Raw genomic sequence first — 15,578 nt, 5'->3', positions numbered from 1 at the left:
TGGGCGAGCATGATCGCCCGTCTGTGAACGAAGAATGGAGCTGCATTTGTTCACTTTTGACCTTGCGCTGGTATGGCTGGATCTGGCCGGCGTCTTCTTTTTCGCCGTGTCCGGATCCTTACTCGCGGCCAAGAAACAGTTCGACATCATCGGCTCGCTGCTATTGGCTTCGCTGGTTTCCCTGGGCGGCGGTGTCATCCGCGACATCGTCATCAACACCGGCCCACCCGCCGCGTTCACCAATCCGGTCTATCTCGTGCCGCCCCTGTTGGCCGCAGTGTTGGTGTACTTCCTGTTTTCGAGCATCCAGCGCTTCACGTCCCTCTTGACCCTGTTCGACGCCGGCGGGCTGGCTTTGTTCTGCATCACCGGGACACTCAAAGCACTGGCCGCCGGGATGAATCCGGTGGCTGCAATCCTCCTGGGCGTCACCACTGCCGTGGGCGGCGGCTTGCTTCGCGACATCACGGCCAACGAAATTCCCACCCTCTTCAATGCCCGGGACCTGTACGCCCTGCCGGCCTTCACGGGAGCCGCCCTGACCGCACTCCTCTGGAACATCGGAGCCTTCAACGGTGTGACGGCCGGGGTCATTGCCGCCTGGGTTTTCGCCTTCCGGGTGGTGGCTTGGCGTTGGGGTTGGCGGGTGCCTTTGGCGGTCCGGGGATGGCACCGCGCCGGGGTCTCCCCGGGCGCCGAATCACGTGGCCGCGATTAGCTAGGATGGGAGCATGACTGACATGTTCCTCGAGAAGTTCCGCGCGCTTGTACCGAAGTATCTCGAGGACGAATGGCAGGAAGAAGATGGGCTGTCCGCCGCTGAGCTGGACGAGGCCCTGTCCGCCCACACGTTCACCATTCCCATGGTGCTGCGCGAGTTCTACCTCGCCCTCGGTGGCTGCGAGGACCTCATGGAGGCCTACCACTACTTCTGGGACCCCGAAGAGCTCGAAGTGGACGACGAAGGCTTCCTCATGTTCCTCGAGGACGAAGAAGAGCAGTTCACCTGGGGCTTCCGGGTAGGCGACCTCGGCGTCCCCGATCCGATCGTGTGGCGCCGCAACAACGCCCGCGGCCAGTGGAAATCCGAAGAAGGCACCTTCTCCGAGTTCGTGTTCGACATGTTCGACTGGGCTTTCAGCGACGAAGAAGACTGAGGGTTTTTGGGGGGAGCCGGAGCTTTCTCCAAGAAGTCCACAATGCCGATTCCGGGCAATTCGACCTGCGTCTCGGTGTGGATTCCTGCCTGCCGGAAAAGTATCCGCGCCACGACCTCGATCGGAGAGTCTGCCGAATCGTCGACAAGTGGGAGCACCTTTCGGGCCGCCCCGTTCCGCTTGCCCGGTACCCTCTCCCGGAGGTAATCAAGGTTGGTCCGGGGCTCATGCAAAACCCAGATGCCATGGTGCCGGGCCCCGGATGCGCAGGCGAGCAGGCCGTTTGCGCTGAGGGCTGCGACGATGTCCTCCCGGGCGACGGGCAAGGCCAGCACGCCCCAGCGTCGCCGCACGATCTCGCCTCCAGCAACCGCTGTTCGGATGGCACGGTCGGAGAAGCCAGCAAAGGTGGGGAGATTACGACGCCAAATTCCCAACAAACTCCAGAAAACCCTTTGACCGGGAAAGTTGCACCCATGACAAAGTTGTCATAAGCTGTAACCGGATTCACTAAATGCCTCCGGTGGGTCTGATGCGAACGGAGATTATGGTCCCGGTTCGTTGCAGCGCGTGACTCGTAGCGTTGCAAGGAACCGGGGCCATTGCATTTAAGCCCGGCCCCACCCAACTAGCTCGCAATTGTTGTCGTTATGAGCGCTCAAAACGACAACAACTGCGAGCTAGTTGGGTCTACGGGGCAACCAAACTAGCTGGCGCGCTCCACAACGGCGTGGGCGAAGTTCGTGAGCGACTCCTTGACCACGCCTTCGGGCAACGGCTTCAAGGCTTCGATGGCTTCAGCGGACCACTGACGGGCAATCACCCAGGATTCGGCAGTGACGGGGTGCTCGCGCAGCCCGGCGACGGCGAGGGCCAGGGCTTCATCCGAGGTCAAATCGCCATCGACCAGCTTCAAGAGTTCGACGGCGGAGTGGTCGCCGTTGTCTGCAGCCTTGCGGAGCAGGAGTACCGGCAGAGTGGGAACGCCTTCGCGGAGGTCTGTCCCCGGGGACTTGCCGGACTTGACCTTGACGCCCGTGACGTCGATGACGTCGTCGGCCAGTTGGAAGGCCACGCCAACCTTCTCGCCGTACTCCACCAGCACGTCTTCGAAGGCTTCGTCAGCACCGGCGAAGATGGCACCGAGCTGGCCCGAGGCCGCAACCAAGGAGCCGGTCTTGTCGGCGATGACGGAGAGGTAGTGCTCCACGGCGTCCTCGCCTTCACGCGGGCCCACGGTTTCGTGCAGCTGCCCGAGGCACAAACGTTCGAAGGTGCGGGCCTGGATTCCCAAGGCACGCGACCCGAGTTCGGACACCAGGATCGAGGCGCGGGCAAAGATCAGGTCGCCCGTGAGGATGGCCACCGAGTTGCCCCAGACTTCGTGGGCCGTGGGGGCTCCGCGGCGGTAGGGCGCCGAGTCCATCACGTCGTCGTGATAGAGGGTGGCCAGGTGGGTCAGTTCAACAACGACGGCGGCCTGGACCACTTCCGGACGGGACGCGTCGCCGAGGTGGGCGCACAGGAGGGTCAACAACGGGCGGATGCGCTTGCCGCCGGCTTCCACCAAGTGACGCGACGTTGCGTCAGCCAAGGGATCCGAGTTGGCAATTGCTTCGCGGAGCTTCTTTTCCACGCGGGCAAGGTTCGTAGTGATGGCAGGACCCAACTCCACGTCCTTGGCGATAGCCGCAAAACCGGCAGGAAGCTGCAGGCCAGTGGCGATCGCCGTAGTGGTGGGAGCGGGTTCGACAGCGTCCGGCAAGCCGTGCCCGGCATGCGTCCAACTGTGTTCGGCAGAGTGAGTCACGGGTTAACCCTAACTTTTCGCGGAGGAAAGCGTTGATTCGGTGCCGACGCGGGTGGAAGCGGCGGTGGATGTGGTGTTGGACGTGGCCGGAACCAGCATCTCGAGGACGCGGATGGCGCGGTCCTCGAAACCCTTGGCGGACGCATCGGTGAGGTTGGCGAGCATCCGCACCACGAAGCGCATCAGCACCGGAATGGGCATGCCCGTCCGTAGCGCGAGTTTCATGACGGCGGGCTTACCGATGAGGGCGGCAAAGACCCTGCCCAGGGTGAAGTGTGAACCCCATTGGTCCCGCACGTAGTCCGCGTACCGCGAAAGGTGCGCGTCGGCGGCTCTGGAAGCCTCCGTCCCGGATCCCCATCCCGCTGAACGCGAACGCGAGCTGGCGTCGATAATGAACTCGGCGGCAAAGCGGGCGGACTCCATGGCGTAGGAAATGCCCTCGCCGTTGAACGGGGAAACCATGCCGCCGGCGTCGCCCAGGAGCATGAGCCCCGGCGAGTAGTGCGGGGTACGGTTGAAGCCCATGGGCAGGGCGGCCCCGCGGATCTCGCCAACTTGGTTTTCGGGTGTGAAGCCCCACTCGGACGGCATGCCGGCGGTCCATTCGCGCAGGACCTGTTTGTAGTCGAGCTTGCCGAATTCCTTGGAGGAGTTCAGGATCCCGAGGCCAACGTTGGACGTGCCGTCGCCGACGCCGAAAACCCAACCGTAGCCGGGCAGCGGCTTGCCGGACTTGCCAGGGAGCTCGAGCCAGCCTTCCATCCAATCGTCGTCGTGGCGCGGCGAGGTGAAGTAGGTGCGGACGGCGACGCCGAGCGGGCGGTCGTCGCGCTTGTGCATGCCAAGCGAAACGGCGGTGCGGGTGGAGTTGCCGTCTGCGGCGAGCACGACGTCGGCATGGAAGTCGCGCGTTTCGCCCGTCTTGCGTCCGGAGTCGTCGAGCAGGGCGGCGCGGGCGCCGATCACCCGCCCGGCGTCGTCACGGAGCGCTTCGGTGACGCTGTGGCGTTCAAGCACGACGGCGCCCGCCGACTGGGCGTGCCTGGCCAGCTCCTCGTCGAACCCGAGGCGCGTACGGATGAGTCCGTACGTGGGAAAATCGGCGACCTCGGGCCACGGCAATTCAATGGTGCGGCCGCCGGCGATGAGCCTGAGCCCTTTGTTCCGGCGCCACCCCTCGTCCTCGGCGTGCGGGAGGCCGAGCTTCTGGATTTCGCGGACCGCGCGGGGAGTGAGGCCGTCGCCGCAGACCTTCTCACGCGGGAAAGCGGTCTTTTCCAGAACCGTCACGGAAATGCCCGCCTGGGCAAGGTAGTACGCGGCGGTGGACCCGGCTGGCCCTGCGCCGACTATCAGTACGTTCACAGCGTCCTTGTTAATGGGCCGGTTAGCGGGACTGATCGCCGGCTTGGCGCCGCGGCTTGATCTGGCGGCGCAGCTTGGCCAGGGGAACGCTTTCCCGGTGTTCGGCTCCGGGCTTCTGGGCGCGGTGCACCGCGACGATGCCGCCGCTCAGGTTGCGGTAGTTGACGTCGGTCCAACCGGCTTCCTGCAGCCACGCGGCCAGGTGGTCCTGGTCCGGCCAGGCGCGGATGGACTCGGCGAGGTACACGTAGGCGTCCGGGTTGGAGGAGACCTTGGTGGCGATGGCGGGCAGTGCACGCATGAGGTATTCGGTGTACATGGTCCGCCAGAGGGGGACCACGGGGGCCGAGAATTCGGCGATAACCAGGCGTCCGCCCGGCTTGGTGACGCGGAACATCTCCGCGAGGGCCTTGTGTGGTTCGTTGACGTTGCGCAGGCCAAAGGAAATGGTGCACGCGTCGAAGGAGTTGTCCGCGAAGGGCAGCTTGGTGGCGTCCCCGGCAACGAAATTGATGTCGGGGCGGCGGCGCTTGCCGACCTTCAGCATCCCGAGCGAGAAGTCGCAGGCCACAACGTCCACTCCGGCGTCGGCGTACGGTTCGCTGGATGTGCCGGTACCGGCAGCGAGATCCAGGACCTTTTGGCCTACCCGAACATCCATCGCATCCACGACGACGCGGCGCCAACGCCGGGTCTGCCCCATGGACAGGACATCGTTGACGACATCGTATTTGGGGGCGACATCGTCAAACATCGTCGCAACTTCGTCCGGACGCTTTTCCAAGGATGCTCGGTTCACCCTGCAATTGTCTCAGACAAATATGGGAAGAACTTTCGGGGCGCTCTGGTCCGGCGCCGGTCCGGCCCGGGTTCCCGCTCCGGCCAGCACGGCTACCGTTGCCCGCGGGAGTAATGTTGTTCCATCATGACCAGTACGCTCCGCACCTTGACAGTCCCCCTCGATGTTGATTCATCCTCCGGGGGACTGCCGTCATTTCTGGTCCGGGACGACGTCCTGTGCTGGTCCCGCCGCGAGAACGGACTGGTGGGCTTTGGCGAACTCGCGCGATTCACCGCTTCCGGGCCCGATCGCTTTCTCGAGGGCGACATCTGGTGGCGCCACCTCGTCATCGAGGCCGACGTCACGGATCCCCTTGAGCTCCCCGGCACTGGCCCTGTCGCCTTTGGCTCCTTTGCTTTCTCCAAGACGTCCGACTTCGAGTCCCGCTTGATCCTTCCGGAAATTGTTGTCGGGATCCGGGATGGGCAGTCATGGCTCACCCAGTTGACGCTCGACGACGTCGAACTCACCGAGGCGGGCGCCCTGGCCGCCCTGGCGGGCTGGCTCGGCGGCGAGTCGGAGGAACGCGAGTCAGCGGCCGGTGAGCTCACGGCGGCGGCAGGCTCCGGCGTCGGGCACCCAACTAACTCGCAGTTGTTGTCGTTTAGAAGCCCCAAAACGACAACAAATGCGAGCCAGTTGGGTGACGGGAAGGTGACACTCGAGAGCGGCTCGCTGAGCGAAACCGCCTGGAAGCAGGCCGTGGCCGACGGCGTCGCGGAAATCCGGACCGGAAAGCTGGAGAAGCTGGTCCTGGCGCGCGACGTCGTGGCGACACTGCCCGACGGCGTCAACGCCGCCAACGTCCTGCGGCAGCTGGCCAGCCGTTACCGCGAATGCTGGACATACGGCGTCGACGGCTTGGTGGGAGCGACGCCGGAAATGCTCATCCAGGTGGAGGGCCGCACTGCACAAGCGCGGGTCCTGGCCGGCACGCTGGACCGTCGCGACGCCGAAGGAATGGGCGGCTCCCCCATGGAATACGCCGAACGCGTGCTGGCCGGTTCCGAAAAACAGCGGCACGAGCACGAGATCGCCATCCAATCGCTCACCACGCAGCTCGCACCCTTCTCCGAAGCCATGAACGCCCACAGCGAACCGTTCATCCTGGAACTGCCCAATGTGTGGCACCTGGCATCGGACGTGAAGGCCGAGCTCGCCGATATTGAGGGACATGTCCCTACATGCCTGGCCCTGATCAACGCGCTCCACCCCACCGCCGCCGTGTGCGGCACGCCTACTTTGATTGCCGGGGAACTGATCCGGGAGCTTGAGCACATGGATCGGGGGCCCTACGCCGGACCGGTCGGGTGGCTCGACGCCGCAGGCAACGGCGAGTGGGGCATCGCACTGCGCGGCGCGATCATCGAAAGTCCCACCACCGTGCGCCTCTATGCGGGCTGCGGGATCGTTGAAGGCTCGGTTCCCGACGCCGAGCTGGCCGAGACCTGGGCCAAGTTCCGGCCGATGCTCGAGTCGCTGGGGATTAGCAACTAAGCCCCCAAACCCGAGGATTCCGTTCGAAACCTACCCTCCCAACTGTCTGGGGTGCGAGACAATAGCCACGTTGGGGGGCTTGATTTTTTGCTTGGTAGGTTATCCAATAGTAAAACTTAGTTTTCTGTGACGCACATCTCATGTTCGGCGCTACACTATGAACCGATTAGTTTCGCATCCACTGCAAAAAAAGGTAAGAAAATGCAGAAATTCCGTTCGCTCCCGGTCAGTTCGACGCTCAAGGCTGCAACCATCATCGCAATCGGCGCCTTGGCCCTGACGGCCTGCACCAACGCCTCAGAGGCGGGCCCGTCGAGCGCCGCTTCGCCTTCCGGCAGTGCCAATGCAAGCTTTGACCCCAGCACCATCACCAAGGACGACACCCTGGCGGCAATGGTCCCCGCGGCCATCAAGTCCAAGGGCACGCTGACCGTCGGCTCGGACACGACCTACGCTCCTGCGGAATTCCTCGGAACCGACGGCCAGACCCCGGTGGGTTACGACGTCGACATCGCCAAGGCGATCGGCGCCACCCTTGGCCTGAAGGTCCAGGTGCAGACCGCCGAATTCACGGGCATCCTCCCCGCCCTCGGCCCCAAGTACGATCTGGGCATCTCGTCCTTCACGATCAACCCTGAGCGTCTCGGCGCCGTCAACATGGTCAGCTACTTCAACGCCGGCACCGCTTGGGCCGTGCAGAAGGGCAACCCGAAGAAGTTCTCCCTCGACGACGTATGCGGCAAGTCCATCGGCGTGCAGACCGGTACCGTCCAGGAAGACCCGGACCTCTCGGGCCGCAACAAGAAGTGCGCAGCCGACGGCAAGCAGCCGATCAACATCGTGACTCTCAAGAACCAGACCGACGTCACCACCCGGCTCGTCAACGGCAGCATCGACGCCATGGCAGCCGACTCCCCCATCATCGGTTACGCGCTGACGCAGACCAACGGACAGCTCGAGAAGCTCGGCGATGTGTACGACGCCGCTCCCCAGGGCATCGCTGTTGCCAAGTCGGACACCGCCCTCGCCGATGTCATCCAGAAGACGCTGACCAAGCTCATGTCTGACGGTTCCTACAAGAAGATCCTCACTGGCTGGGGCAACGCCGAAGGCGCCATCACCAAGTCCGAGGTCAACCCGGCGGTCAAGTCTTGAGTATTCCCGCCACCGACAACAAATCAGGTGCACAGATGGATCATCATCAACCAGGCCACGCCGCGCCGGTGCTGAACGATGCGGTGCCGGTCAGGCATCCTGGCCGTTGGATCAGCGCCATCATCATTGTTGGCGTACTAGCACTGATGGTGCAGAGCGTGATCACGAACCACAACTTCCGTTGGGACGTGGTGGGCACCTACATCCTGGACGTGAAGGTCGTCCAGGGTGTCGGCTGGACATTGCTCCTGACCGTAGCTTCGATGGTCATTGCGATTGTCCTGGCCATCCTGCTGGCCGTAATGCGCCAGTCAGATAACCCGGTTCTTCGCTATACCTCCTGGGTATGGGTCTGGTTCTTCCGCGGCACCCCGGTCTACACCCAGTTGGTCTTCTGGGGCCTGATCGCCGTCCTCTACCCCAAGATCAGCGCAGGGGTGCCGTTCGGCCCCGAGCTGTTCAGCGTGGACACGAGCACAGTCATTACGGCTCTTGTTGCGGCGATTCTGGGGCTTGGCCTTAACGAATCGGCCTATCTCGCGGAGATCTTCCGGGCCGGCCTGAAGTCCGTGGACAAGGGACAGACCGAAGCCGCCGAAGCCCTGGGCATGGGCAAAGGCAAGATCATGTGGCGGATCATCCTGCCCCAGGCAATGCGCATCATCGTCCCGCCGACCGGCAACGAAACCATCGGCATGCTCAAGACCACCTCCTTGGTCCTGGCCGTCCCGTTCACCTTGGACCTGACCTTCGCGACCAACGCCCTGGCCAACCGGATCTACCTTCCGGTGCCGCTGCTGATCGTGGCAGCCATCTGGTACCTCGTCATCACCAGCCTGCTCATGGTTGGCCAGCACTACATCGAGGCCTACTACGGCAAGGGCGTTGACACCAACCTCGCGCCGGCCGTCATCAACCCCGCAGCCGCCAAGGCTGCCGCAGCAGTGGCACCTAGTGCCGAAGCAGAGCCGTCCCTGAAGATGGACTTCCCGGAGGATGAGGCAAAATGACGATCACCACCCAGAAACCGCTGGTGCGGATCGAAGGCCTCCACAAGTACTTCGGCCCCCACCACGTGCTCCGCGGCATCGACCTGACGGTCAACCAAGGCGAAGTGTCCGTTGTCATCGGCCCGTCCGGTTCCGGCAAGTCCACAATGCTCCGCTGCGTGAACCTACTGGAAACCATCAGCGCCGGCCGCATTTCCGTCGGCGACCAGCTCATCGGTTACCGCGAAGTCAACGGGCGCCTCCACGACCTGAAGGTCAAGGAAATCGCCGCACAGCGCCGGGAAATCGGCATGGTCTTCCAGCGGTTCAACCTGTTCCCGCACAAGACCGCCCTATACAACGTCATGGAAGCGCCCGTGCAGGTCAAAGGCAAATCCAAGGGCGTCGCGAAGAAGGCCGCCCTCGAATTGTTGGATCGGGTGGGCCTGGCCGACCGAGCCAACCACTACCCGGCACAGCTCTCCGGTGGCCAGCAGCAGCGCGTCGCGATCGCCCGGGCCCTGGCCATGGAACCGGAGCTGATGCTCTTCGATGAGCCGACGTCCGCGCTTGACCCCGAGCTCGTGGGCGATGTGCTCAACGTGATGAAGGACCTGGCCAAGTCCGGCATGACCATGATCGTGGTGACCCACGAGATCGGCTTTGCCCGCGAGGTCGGCGACCGCCTGACCTTCATGGACGGAGGTGTGGTGGTGGAATCCGGTGACCCCCGCGAAATCATCGCCAACCCCCAGCATGCCCGCACCAAGGAATTCCTCAGCCGCGTGCTGTAGTTCCTGCTGCCGCTGTTGCGCCTACGACGCGCAAATGCCCTGACGAGCCTGGAAATCCATGGTCGTCAGGGCATTTCCGTGTCGCCAGCCAGGTCCGGTGTCGCCAGTGCCGAGCGCCTACGCCCCGAGCAGCACCTGCGACACTGCCGCGGCAACGGCGGCCTTGATGCGGGCGTGCAACGGACGCAGCTCGGACCGGTCCGTGCGTACTTCCACGATGCTGCGCCCCTTCAAAGGCGAGGCAAGCACGGCGGCGAGCTCCGCCGTCGTGCGCACCAAAGTGTGCCCGACGCCGTATGCCGCGGCGAGCGCTGAAATGTCCACACGGTGCGGGGTGCCGAAGAGGCGCTCGACGGCGGTGCCGTAGCCTCCGTCGTCCTCCACCTTGCCGTGCTCGAGGAGGCCGAAAATGCCCCCGCCGGCGTCGTTGAGGACCACGATGCGCAAGTCCGGTCCGGGTTCGCCGGCTCCGAGGAACAGGCCGCCGGCGTCGTGCAGGAAGGTGACATCGCCCAGGAGGAGGGTGGTTTCGCGGCCCGCGCCGAGGGCGATTCCCGTCGCCGTGGAGATGGTTCCGTCGATGCCAGCGAGGCCGCGGTTCGCGAACACCGTGGCGAGGGGCTCGGGGCTGGGCTGCCCGGCGAGGTCGACGTCGCGGATGCCGTTGGACGAGCCCAGAACCAGCTGCCCGCGGGCGTGTTTCCAGACTGTGGCTCCCACGGCGGGCCCGTTAGCTGCAGGCTCCGCCTCGAGAACGCCGTCGAGCGCGTGTTGGGCCGCAGCCCCGGCCAGGAGCCAGGCGTCGAGCCACTCAGTCGAACCGCGGCCCGCGAAACCGGCCAGTTCCGCCAGGGAATCAAAGCGTTCCTCGCTGCGCCGGCCGTGCTCGTACCAGGCCACCGGAACGGGCTCGTAAATGGCCGCGCGAAGGTCGCCGCGGGCTAGCAAGGAGGCAACGGGCCGGGACAGGGTCGGCCGTCCGAAGACCACCACCCGCTCTATCGGCAGTGCAGAGCCACGCCCGAAGTTGTCCAACATGAGGCGATACGGCCCCACCGCGTTGGGACCGAAGCGCGCGTTGGATGAGGGCTCGGCCAGCAGGGGAAGGCCGTGGGCGCGGGCGAACGCCTCGGCGACCGGACCGGCGTCGTGCCCTGCCAAAACCACGGTCCGCCGCTCCGTTAGTTCGGCCGGAGCGGGGGTCATGCTCAGTGTTTGGGGACCGGAGTCGTAGTGGAAAACTCCGTGGCCCTTGGTGGCGGGCAGCGCCTCGCCTGGTTCCGGAACCAGCGGCTCACGGAAGGCCAGGTTGAGCTGAACCGGGCCTGGAGGGGTGTCCTCGAGGGCGCCGGTTGCCGCGTAAAGGGCGGTCTCGACGGCCCTCTGCGGGTTGCTGCCCGCGGCGATGTCGACGGCGAAGCGAACGTGTTCGCCGAAGAGGTCCAGTTGGATGGTGGTTTGGTTGGCGCCGGTTCCGTGGAGCTCGGCGGGGCGATCGGCCGAAAGGACCACGAGGGGCACGGCGGCGTGGTTGGCCTCCATGACCGCGGGCAAGAGATTCCCGACGGCGGTGCCCGAGGTGGTCAGGACGGCCGCCGGAGCGCCTGTCGACAAGGCCAAGCCCAGGGCCGTGAAACCGGCCGAGCGTTCATCGATCCTCACCAGGAGCCGGACGTTCCCGGCCGCTTCGGCCTCGGCGAGTGCGTACGCCATGGGTGCCGAGCGCGAACCGGGAGAGACCACCACGTGCCGCACACCGCCGTCGAGCAACGCCTTAACGGCGATCCGGGCAGCGGCGAGGGAGCTCAGGGAGCCTTGCGAAGTCACCGCACCAGTCTATTAGCGGCGCCTCCCTCCCGACGCTCGCTCAGCTATGGGCCCCAAAACCGAAACGCTCGCTCACCTATGCAGACATAGGTGAGCGAGCGTCGGGAGGCGGCGAAGAGCCTTAGCCGTCCTTGCGGAACACCTGCACGATCGACGGACGCGGGGCGCGGACCTGGCCGGCGGCCGGGGCAGCTCCGGCGCCCACGTAATCCGGGAAGAAGGAGTGCGGGGCGTCGAACGTCCCTTCCTCGCCCGGGTGCTGCACGGCGACGAATACTGTCCGCTCGTCGTCGTGCACAATCGGTCCGCACGTCTCGGCGTCACGCGGGACGGCGAGGAACTGCTCAACCTTGCCCCGTTCGCTGCCATCCAGCGTGACCTTGAAGAGGCCGTCCGCATAACCGATCGACGACGGCGCGCCGTCAGTTGCGATCCACATGTGGCCTGCCGAGTCGAAAGCGACGTTGTCCGGGCAGGAGATGGGCGAGACCTTGTCGGCCGGGAAGCCGGAGAAGTATGTGGAGGAGTTCTTGGCCGGATCTCCACAAACCATCAGGAGGGTCCAGTTGAAGCGCGTGGAGGTCTGGTCGCCGGTTTCGGTGATTTCGACGATATGGCCGTCCCGGTTGAGCGTGCGCGGGTTGACCTCGGTGGCGCCTTCCTTGCCGGGCTTGCCGCGGTCCGAGTTGTTCGTGCAGACCACGTAGACCTTGCCCGTCGCCAGGTTCGGCTCGACGTCTTCACAACGGTCCATCTTCGTGGGGCCAACCTTGTCCGCGGCGAGGCGGGTGTAGACCAGCACCTCGGGGACGGACATGCCCGGAACTGCGGAGACGCCGTCGACCACCAAGGGAAGCCACTCGCCCGAACCGTCGAACGCGCCATCGGAGGGCAGCGCACCGTTGCCGGTGATTTCAGACGCGGGAGAGTCACCCGTGAACTTGGCGACGTAGAGATCGCCTTCCGAGAGAAGGTTCATGTTGTTCCGGCGGGCTGCGGCCGAGTCGCCGGCCATGTAATTGCCCTTGGAGACGAACTTGTAGAGGTAGTCGAAGCGCTCGTCGTCGCCCATGTAAGCCACCACACGGCCGGAGGCGGCAAGGATCACGTTGGCGCCTTCGTGCTTGAAGCGGCCCATCGCGGAGTGCTTCTTGGGTGTGGAGGAGGGGTCGAACGGGTCGACCTCGACGATCCATCCGAAGCGGTTGGCCTCGTTGGCGTAGCCGGCGTTGTTGGTGTTGAAACGCGGTTCATCCAGCTCCCACTTGCGGGCCGTTGGCTTGTTCGAGAGGCCGTAGCGCTTGTCGCCCGCCGAGGTGCCGGGAGCTACGAAGTAGCCGTTGAAGTTCTCCTCGCCGGAGAGGATGGTCCCCCAGGGAGTCGTGCCGCCGGAGCAGTTACCCAAGGTGCCCTTGATGGCCCGGCCGGTCGGGTCGTCGATGGTCTTGACGAGGTCCGTGCCCGCGGCGGGACCGGTGAGCTCATACGTCGAGTCGGTCAGGAACCGGCGGTTCAGATCAGCGCCCTTCACGTAGTTCCAGGGCTTGTTCTTGTTCTTGCGCTCAAGTTCAACAACCGTGAGACCGTGCGCGGCACGCCCGATCGCCCGCGCCTCCGCAGCCGCCAAAGTGGCCGGGAACATGATGTTCTCGTTGGTGTACTCGTGGTTGGTGAAGAGTACGGCACGGCGGTCCTTGGAGTCCGGGATAGGCAGGATGTCCGTGTAGTCATTGTTGTAACCGAACTGTCGGGCCTGAGCTGCCGCGGTCTGGCCGTTCAGCTCGAAGGCCGGGGAGTCGGCAAAGAGCGGATCGCCCCAACGGATGATCGGCTGCCACGCGAAACCATCCGGCACGGTGAAGGCGTCAACGGTGTAGTCAACGGGCTTGATCGGCGTGAACTTGAGCTTGGCCTTGTCGAAGCCCGTTTTTGCCGCCGCGGACAGGCCGGCACCTTCGGGAACGTTGCCAGGCAGGCTTCCGCCCAGCACGACGGCGAGCGCGCCGACGGCGCCGAAGCCCAGGGCAGCGCGGCGGGACACAGCCGCGGAAGCGATGTCGCGGAAGTAGGCGTTGGAACTCGTGTTGCATACCTCGCCCGAGCAGGCGTTGTCGCACTTCAGGGCGCACGTCACGGGGCTGCGCTTGCCCTTGGTATGGCCGAGCATGGGGAGCAAGTCGAACTTGCGCTTGGTTGATTCAGACATGGGAAATACCTCCGGGGATTGAGTGATTTCCCAACCCTTACAGCGTCAGCGGAATCCGAGAGGAAACCCCGGTAAAGTTCCGGTGAATTCCCAGACTTTTCCCAGCAATCTATGCTTTAAGGAGTGCGTGCACGCGCCGGAGCCGGTCCAGCCACCAGTCGCGACGTTCAGCGGTGGCCGCATACTGCTCCAGCAGCCCCTCGTCGGCGACGGCTTCGCGAACGCGGATGGCGCCGTCGTCGGGCACTAACGGATCCTGGGTAATGTCCGAGCCGAACAGCCGCACGGTCCCCAGCCCGCAGGCGTACGGCAGCTCCGGCAGCGCGGCGGCGAGCGCGAGCCCCGCGCGGATCCCCACCGAGGTGTCCAGCGCCGAGCTTACGACGGCGGGCAGCCCGGCTTGTGCCACGATGTCCAATGCGCGCCACACTCCCCCAAGCGGCGCCACCTTGACCACGATCAGGTCAGCGGCTCCCGCGCGGGCCACCTTGAGGGGATCGTCTTCCTTGCGCACGGATTCGTCGGCTGCGATAAGTACGGGCGTGCCCTGCTGCGCGAGCCGCCGGCGGACTTCGGCGAGGCCCTCAATGTGCGGCACGGGCTGCTCTGCGTATTCGAGCCCGACGGCGGAGAGCCGCCCGAGTGCCTCGACCGCCTGCGGCACGTCCCACCCCGCGTTCGCGTCCACGCGGATCGCGGCGTCCGGCAGGGCGTCCCGGACTGCGGTGACGCGCGCGACGTCGTCGGCCAGTTCCTGCCCGTGCTCGGCAACCTTGACTTTGACGGCGTCCACGCGGCCAAAGCGCTCCAGGACCTCTGGCACTCCGGCGGCAGGTACGGCGGGGACGGTGGCGTTGACGGGGATGATGTCCCTTAGCTGCGGCGGAAAACCTTGCCATGCGGCTTCGACGGCGGCGCTAAGCCAGCGGGAAGCCTCGGCGTCGCCGTACTCGGGGAACGGACAAAACTCGCCCCATCCGGCCGGGCCGCGGAACAGGAGGATCTCGCGCTCGGTGATGCCCCGGAACCTGACCCGCATCGGCAGGCTGACCACTTTGGCTGTGGCAAGGAGCTCGTCGAGGGTGGGGAATGGAGGCATGGTTTCACTGTAACGTGGGGCGGTGCTACGCCGAGTTGCCTGTTTGCGGCGGGGTGGGCTGTTTCGTGGCAGGAATAGTGGGCAGTTGATCGCCGGCATGGTCGACGATCGCATTGACGTAGCTGCTGAGCTCCCGGATGACCGCATCAGTGGGCTGAGCACCCGGCAGCGGGTGCACGCCGGTGACGAACAGGTTTCCGCTCATGGCGACCATGCGCAGCACATGGATCGGCGACCCGGAACCCGTGATGGTGGTGACGTAGGCGAACGACTTCGAGCCATGAAGATCCATATTCAACCGCGTCAGGGACGAGTGCACGGATTGATTCCCCGAGCTAATAGTCACCTCAGTGCAATATCCGAGGACTTTACCGATGCTGTACATGCCCTGCCAGAAATAGCCGGATTCGTCGGAGGAGGCCATGATGACGGACATATTCGACTGGGGGCCAAGCACCGCGGCCGCCGTCGGGATCCTGTAGTCGAGCAACTCTCCTGCTTTCAGGAGGTCCCGGCAATTGGCGGGATCTGTGGTCATATCGGCGGGCCCGACTGCCATCGAATCCTGCATGTCCTGAATTGCTGCCTCATCAATAAGCCGCGACATCACGCCGTCGGGAGCGCGGAGGTTGCCGAGCAACGCCTGCAGCTCTTTCGACGATTGGACCCGCGTTTGGGTGCCACTGCTTGCAGTTGGTGCCGCGGATGGCTTGGAGCTCGGAGGGGCGGGGGACGTCCCGGCTGGGGCCAAGGGTCCGGCCGTAGTTACATCGAACACGCAGGCGTTGAGACTCACTGCCACCGCAGCTGCCAGCACGATCGTAGCCATTTGGCG

At 64.8% G+C, this 15,578-nt stretch carries 13 protein-coding genes; 6 read left to right on the top strand and 7 right to left on the bottom strand.

From position 1 onward, the window contains the following. The first annotated feature begins 46 nt into the window (after positions 1-46). Both ACSVHC_RS15465 and ACSVHC_RS15460 read left to right on the top strand, forming a co-directional pair. Positions 47-718 (top strand): trimeric intracellular cation channel family protein, encoded by a 672-nt coding sequence (locus tag ACSVHC_RS15465; protein WP_437771166.1) that lies wholly within the window; start codon positions 47-49, stop codon positions 716-718. Positions 719-731: 13 nt separating this feature from the next. Beyond that, positions 732-1,157: a hypothetical protein gene (locus ACSVHC_RS15460; protein WP_234748940.1), complete on the top strand. Its 426-nt coding sequence runs from the start codon at positions 732-734 to the stop codon at positions 1,155-1,157. 706 nt (positions 1,158-1,863) lie between these two features. On the opposite strand, the gene ACSVHC_RS15455 is transcribed toward ACSVHC_RS15460, so the two are convergent. The 3 genes from ACSVHC_RS15455 to ACSVHC_RS15445 are packed head-to-tail and all read right to left on the bottom strand — an operon-like array spanning position 1,864 to position 5,134. After that, positions 1,864-2,967 carry a polyprenyl synthetase family protein gene (locus ACSVHC_RS15455; RefSeq protein WP_439181079.1) on the bottom strand — a complete coding sequence of 368 codons (1,104 nt, stop codon included), beginning with the start codon at positions 2,965-2,967 and terminating at the stop codon, positions 1,864-1,866. Positions 2,968-2,976: 9 nt separating this feature from the next. Beyond that, complete coding sequence (locus ACSVHC_RS15450) at positions 2,977-4,335, bottom strand: geranylgeranyl reductase family protein (RefSeq protein WP_437771168.1); 1,359 nt, start codon at positions 4,333-4,335, stop codon at positions 2,977-2,979. 22 nt (positions 4,336-4,357) lie between these two features. After that, positions 4,358-5,134: a demethylmenaquinone methyltransferase gene (locus tag ACSVHC_RS15445; protein ID WP_437771169.1), complete on the bottom strand. Its 777-nt coding sequence runs from the start codon at positions 5,132-5,134 to the stop codon at positions 4,358-4,360. A 126-nt stretch (positions 5,135-5,260) separates the two neighbouring features. On the opposite strand from ACSVHC_RS15445, the gene ACSVHC_RS15440 reads away from it, so the two are divergent. The 4 genes from ACSVHC_RS15440 to ACSVHC_RS15425 all read left to right on the top strand — a co-directional run bounded on the left by ACSVHC_RS15440 (position 5,261) and on the right by ACSVHC_RS15425 (position 9,611). After that, positions 5,261-6,673 (top strand): isochorismate synthase, encoded by a 1,413-nt coding sequence (locus tag ACSVHC_RS15440; protein WP_437771170.1) that lies wholly within the window; start codon positions 5,261-5,263, stop codon positions 6,671-6,673. A gap of 201 nt (positions 6,674-6,874) precedes the next feature. Next, positions 6,875-7,828 carry an ABC transporter substrate-binding protein gene (locus ACSVHC_RS15435; RefSeq protein WP_437771171.1) on the top strand — a complete coding sequence of 318 codons (954 nt, stop codon included), beginning with the start codon at positions 6,875-6,877 and terminating at the stop codon, positions 7,826-7,828. A 35-nt stretch (positions 7,829-7,863) separates the two neighbouring features. Further along, positions 7,864-8,838, top strand: a complete 975-nt coding sequence (locus ACSVHC_RS15430; protein WP_234748933.1) for an amino acid ABC transporter permease — start codon at positions 7,864-7,866, stop codon at positions 8,836-8,838. After that, a complete protein-coding gene (locus ACSVHC_RS15425; protein ID WP_437771172.1) occupies positions 8,835-9,611 on the top strand; it encodes an amino acid ABC transporter ATP-binding protein in 777 nt (258 codons plus the stop codon). Before ACSVHC_RS15430 ends, ACSVHC_RS15425 begins: the two co-directional genes overlap by 4 nt. A gap of 117 nt (positions 9,612-9,728) precedes the next feature. Here ACSVHC_RS15425 and menD read toward each other — a convergent pair whose 3' ends face one another. From menD to ACSVHC_RS15405, 4 genes are all read right to left on the bottom strand, one after another. Next, complete coding sequence (gene menD / locus ACSVHC_RS15420; protein ID WP_437771173.1) at positions 9,729-11,438, bottom strand: 2-succinyl-5-enolpyruvyl-6-hydroxy-3-cyclohexene-1-carboxylic-acid synthase; 1,710 nt, start codon at positions 11,436-11,438, stop codon at positions 9,729-9,731. Between the two features lie 121 nt (positions 11,439-11,559). Next, positions 11,560-13,644, bottom strand: a complete 2,085-nt coding sequence (locus ACSVHC_RS15415) for a PhoX family protein (RefSeq protein WP_437771174.1) — start codon at positions 13,642-13,644, stop codon at positions 11,560-11,562. A 109-nt stretch (positions 13,645-13,753) separates the two neighbouring features. Further along, complete coding sequence (locus ACSVHC_RS15410) at positions 13,754-14,743, bottom strand: o-succinylbenzoate synthase (RefSeq protein ID WP_437771175.1); 990 nt, start codon at positions 14,741-14,743, stop codon at positions 13,754-13,756. 25 nt (positions 14,744-14,768) lie between these two features. After that, entirely contained in the window at positions 14,769-15,572 is an 804-nt protein-coding gene (locus ACSVHC_RS15405; protein ID WP_437771176.1) for a hypothetical protein, read from the bottom strand. Positions 15,573-15,578 lie beyond the last annotated feature (6 nt).

Origin of the sequence: Arthrobacter sp. KNU-44 (genome assembly GCF_051843155.1) — a bacterium.
Lineage (GTDB): Bacteria > Actinomycetota > Actinomycetes > Actinomycetales > Micrococcaceae > Arthrobacter.
Note: the sequence above shows the minus strand (reverse complement) of the source record. Positions and strands in the feature narration are given on the sequence as shown.